The following is a 4567-nucleotide window of genomic DNA, read 5'->3' on the forward strand; positions in this document are numbered from 1 at the left end:
ACCCGCAGGGGTGTGCGTGGGTGGTCCGCCGTCGGTGAGACAGGACGGGGCGGGGGTGGGCCTACTTCGACGGCTTCTTGCCGGTGATGCCGAGATGAACCAACAGGGCGAGGTTGGGCCGGAGTTCGGCCTGCTTCACGCCCCAGGTGGTGAAGCCCTTCTGGTGCGAGGCGACTGCGGCCAGCATCGCCACCAGGGAGCCCGCCATCGCCGCGGGGCTGACGTCCTTGTCGACCTTGCCCTTGCTCTGGAGCTCCTTCACGGAATCCGTGAGGGAGTTGGTGACCGAGTTCAGGATCTTCATGCGGATCTTGTAGAACCGCTTGTCCCCCTCGGCCGCGCCGAGGTCGATCACGCGGAGGATCGCGTCGTTGTGCCGCCAGAAGTCGAGGAATCCCTCGACGAGTTGCTCGGAGGTCGTCCAGCCGGCCTTGCCGACCCAGGAGCGTCCGGCGACCAGTTCGGTCAGTCCGGCGCCCTCCTTGGCGACCTCCTCGGCGATTTCGAGGACGGCGCCCTCCACATCGGGGAAGTATTGGTAGAAAGTCGCGGGTGAAGTCCCGGCCTTCCGGGCGACGTCGATGACTTTGACGTCCCGGTACGGCGAGGAGCTGAGCATCTCGCTGAGGCAGTCGAGCAGCTTCTGCCGCGTCGCCTGACCGCGTCGACCGGCCACGCGGCCGTCGACGGTGCGTACTTGTCCTGTCATGCCGTCAGCTTACCGAGGGGTGATGGGAGCGCGATTCGGCCGACTGCAAATGGGGAACGCCGCAGGACCGGCCGGGTGCACGCGGTCGAGCGGGGTCGGTTTTCGGCCGCGGTGCGCGAGGGCCCGGAACTGCGGGGGCACCGCCCGGTACCGCCCGGGGTGTAAATGTTATCAACAGCCTGTGGACAACTTCGGTGGACAACTTTCGTCCACATGGTGAGCGAGTGCTTCACCAATCAGGCAAATGTTCCCTATAGGTGCGTCCGGGGCGCGCAGGGCCGGAGCCGACGTTACGTTGACTGTGACGGGCGTCACGACGCCACGGCGTCTCTCTGCTACGGAAGGACCCGGTCCCATGGCCGCATTCGCGCATTCCGCGCCGTGCTGGGCGGACGTGCAGCTCTCCGACCTCGAAGCGGGCAAGCGCTTCTACGGCGGGCTCTTCGGCTGGACCTTCCAGGCAGGCGACGGCATGCCCTTCGCGGACGCTCTCAGCGACGGCCGGCTGGTCGCCGCGCTCGCCGCCAAGAAGGACGGCCGGATGCCCACGGCCTGGGGCGTCTACTTCTCCACTGACGACATCCGGGCCACCGTCGCCGCGATCCGCGAGCACGGCGGGCAGATCATCACCGACCCCGTACGGGCGGGCCGCGCCGGGATCGTCGCGGAGGCGGCCGACCCCGGGGGCGCGGTCTTCGGGCTCTGGCAGCCGGAGGAGCGCGCGGGCTTCGAGAAACAGAACGACCCCGGCTCCTTCTGCTGGACCGAGGTCTACACCCGGCAGCCGGACCGGGTCGACCCCTTCTACGAGAAGGTCTTCGGCTTCCACGGCACCGACCTGGACGAGGCGGGCCACGACGTCTCCGACGACACCGAGGCGCTGGTCGACTTCCGGATGTGGTCCCCCGAGGGCGTCGAGCCGGGCCCGGACACCGCCGTCGGCGGGCGCAGCGTCATCACGGACGCGTTCCCGGCCGAGATGCCGAGCTACTTCCTCATCTACTTCGCCGTCGCCGACTGCGACGCCGCCGCCGAACTCGCCGTACAGCTCGGCGGCCGGGTCGCCCAGCCGCCCTTCGACATCCCCTACGGGCGGATGGCCGTGCTCCACGACGACCAGGGGGCCGCCTTCGCTGTACTGCAGCCCAGCGAACTGCTTCCCTGACCGGCCGGGGTGAACCCGGTGTGGACGGATACGGGATGAAGTGACATGGGACACCCCGATCCGCCCCCGGGTTCGCAACCGGGGCCCGAGCCAGGAAGAATCGGGGTGCGCGCAGGGCGGGATTCGACCGGGCGGTAATTCGCGGACTTCGTCGCCGAGGTCCGTACGGGGAGGTGGCAGGCAAGTGGTGGAGCAGCTGACGCAGCACGACCCGAGACGGATCGGCCCGTTCGAGGTGCTGGGACGGCTCGGGGCCGGCGGCATGGGGCTGGTCTATCTCGCGCGCTCGGCGTCCGGCCGGCGGGTGGCGATCAAGACGGTGCGGACCGAGCTCGCCGAGGACCAGCTCTTCCGGGTCCGCTTCACGCGCGAGGTCGAGGCCGCCCGCGCCGTCAGCGGGTTCTACACCGCCGCCGTGGTCGACGCCGACCCGCGCGCTGCCGTGCCCTGGCTGGCCACCGCCTATGTGCCCGCGCCCTCGCTCGAAGAGATAGTGAACGAGTGCGGTCCCATGCCGACCCAGGCGGTGCGCTGGCTGGCCGCCGGTATCGCCGAGGCCCTCCAGTCGATCCACGGCGCGGGCCTCGTCCACCGCGATCTGAAGCCGTCCAACGTCCTCGTCGTCGAGGACGGCCCCCGGGTGATCGACTTCGGTATCGCCTCCGGCGTCTCCAACACCCGCCTGACCATGACGAACGTCGCCGTCGGCACGCCCGCGTACATGTCGCCCGAACAGGCCCGGGACTCGCGCAGCGTCACCGGGGCCAGCGACATCTTCTCGCTCGGCTCCACCCTCGTCTTCGCCGCCACCGGGCACGCCCCCTTCCACGGGGCCAACCCGGTAGAGACGGTGTTCATGCTGCTGCGCGAGGGCCCCGACCTGGAGGGGCTGCCGGACGATCTGCGGCCGCTGATCGAGTCCTGCATGCAGATGGACGCCACCCAGCGGCCCAGCCCCGCCGACCTCCAGGCCCAGCTCGCCCCGCACCTCTTCGCCTCCGGCGGCGACGACAGCGGTACGGCGTCGGCCTGGCTGCCGTCCCGGGCCACCGCGATGATCGAGGCGCGCCGGGGCGGCGGACGGACCGCGCCGCCCGCCCCGGTGTCGCCCCCGCCGCCCCCGCGGCAGCCGCCCAGGGCTCCGGAGCGGGACACCGCCTGGCGCAGCGGGGCGGACCTGCGCTCGCCGTCCCCGCTGGCCTCGCCCTCGCCGATGTCCGGCGGGCCCGGCCCGGCCCCCTCGGCGGGGCCGTCCGCCGCTCCCGACAGCGGGCCCGTCCACCTGCCCGGCGCCAAGGTCCCGATCGGCCCGGGCCCGCGTGCGGGGGAGGGGCGCGGGGCGGCCGCCGCGCACCCGGCCGCCGCGACCGGGTGGGTCCGCCCGCCCGCCGGGGTCAACGGTTCGTCGGCGGCGGCCACGGCGCCCGCCGCCCCCGTACCGGCCCCGGGCCCCGCCCCGGACGCCCCCGCCCCCGACCGCTGGCGGCCCTGGCGCTTCCGCATGTCCAACGACGTGTGGGGCACGCCCGTCGTCTCGGGCGATCTGCTGTACGTGACGTCCTTCGAGGTCCACGCGCTGGACGTGGGCAACGGGCGGCGCCAGTTCAAGACCCGCGACGTGGCCTGGGCGATGGCCGTCGAGGGCGGCAGGATCCACGCATCGGACGGCCCCTCGCTGTACGCGCTGGACGCCACGACCGGCGCCGAGCAGTGGCGTCTGTCGACCGACGCCTGGGTGTACGCCCTCAAGGCCGACCGGGGCACGGTCCTGACCGCGACCCGGGGCGGCGGAGTCCAGGCCTGGGAGGCATCCAACGGCGAGAAGCTGTGGGAGATCACCGGTGCGCAGAGCGACTTCGAGACGGCGGAGGCCGGCCCGGTCATCGACGACGGCACGGTGTACGTCTGGCAGGACGCCCGGCTCCGCGCGCTGGACGCCCGTACGGGCATGGAGCGCTGGTCGTACCCGATCGGCGACGCGGCCTCCTGCGGCGGCGTCCCGGTCCGGGTCACGCCGGCCCCCGACGGCTACGTCTACATCGCGGCGGGCACCCGGGTGCTGGCGGTGCAGACCGGGTCCGGCCGGGTGCGCTGGCACTTCGAGTCCCCGGCGGTCTTCCTCTCCCCGCCCGCGTTCGCGCCGGGCCCGGCGGTGACCGGTGGCGGGGTGTACCTCGCGGACTACCTCGGCACGGTGTACGCGCTGGACGCGGCGACCGGCAAGGACCGCTGGCGGATCGCGACGGAGGCCCGCTCCTCGATCGAACCGGTGCTGGTCGCGGTGGGCAACGTGCATGTGGGCAGCGGCAGCGCGCTGTACACCCTGGACGCGGTCACCGGCACCCCGAAGTGGCGCTTCGCGGCGGGCGGCGACGTGGTGGGCGCGCCGGTGGTGGCGGACGGCCGGGTCCACTTCGGCTCGGCGGACCATGTGCTGTACACCCTGGACGCGGCGGGCGGCCAACTCCGCTGGAAGCTCGCGACGGGCGGCGAGATCACGGGCTCGCCGGTGGCCCGGGCGGGCGTGGTGTACGCGTGCAGCAAGGACCGCTGCGTGTACGCGCTGGACGCGCTGAAGGGCACGGGCACGGGGAACAGGGCGAGGACCTGAGCCACCTTCTTTGTCCTCAATCGCCGGACGGGCTCGATCGAGCCCGACCGGCGATCACCCAGCCCGTCCGGCGATTGAGGAC

3 protein-coding genes are annotated in these 4567 nt (G+C 72.5%); 2 read left to right on the plus strand and 1 reads right to left on the minus strand.

What is annotated here, in order from left to right:
- Positions 1 to 61: 61 nt before the first annotated feature.
- Positions 62 to 709, minus strand: coding sequence for a TetR family transcriptional regulator (locus tag ACFWM7_RS33765; RefSeq protein WP_383268190.1), 648 nt, complete (start codon positions 707 to 709; stop codon positions 62 to 64).
- A 355-nt stretch (positions 710 to 1064) separates the two neighbouring features.
- Here ACFWM7_RS33765 and ACFWM7_RS33770 point away from each other — a divergent pair, with 355 nt between their 5' ends.
- Positions 1065 to 1874, plus strand: a complete 810-nt coding sequence (locus ACFWM7_RS33770) for a VOC family protein (RefSeq protein ID WP_383268192.1) — start codon at positions 1065 to 1067, stop codon at positions 1872 to 1874.
- 184 nt (positions 1875 to 2058) lie between these two features.
- The gene (locus ACFWM7_RS33775) at positions 2059 to 4485 is read left to right on the plus strand and encodes a PQQ-binding-like beta-propeller repeat protein (protein ID WP_383268195.1); all 2427 of its coding nucleotides are present in this window, start codon (positions 2059 to 2061) and stop codon (positions 4483 to 4485) included.
- Positions 4486 to 4567: the final 82 nt, after the last annotated feature.

It is taken from the genome of Streptomyces sp. NPDC058375, from assembly GCF_042723425.1.
GTDB lineage: Bacteria > Actinomycetota > Actinomycetes > Streptomycetales > Streptomycetaceae > Streptomyces > Streptomyces durocortorensis.

Bases quoted from the DNA above. Each gene is read 5' to 3' on its own strand.
- ACFWM7_RS33765 (WP_383268190.1), bottom strand. From the start codon at position 709: ATGACAGGACAAGTACGCACCGTCGACGGCCGCGTGGCCGGTCGACGC.
- ACFWM7_RS33770 (WP_383268192.1), top strand. From the start codon at position 1,065: ATGGCCGCATTCGCGCATTCCGCGCCGTGCTGGGCGGACGTGCAGCTC.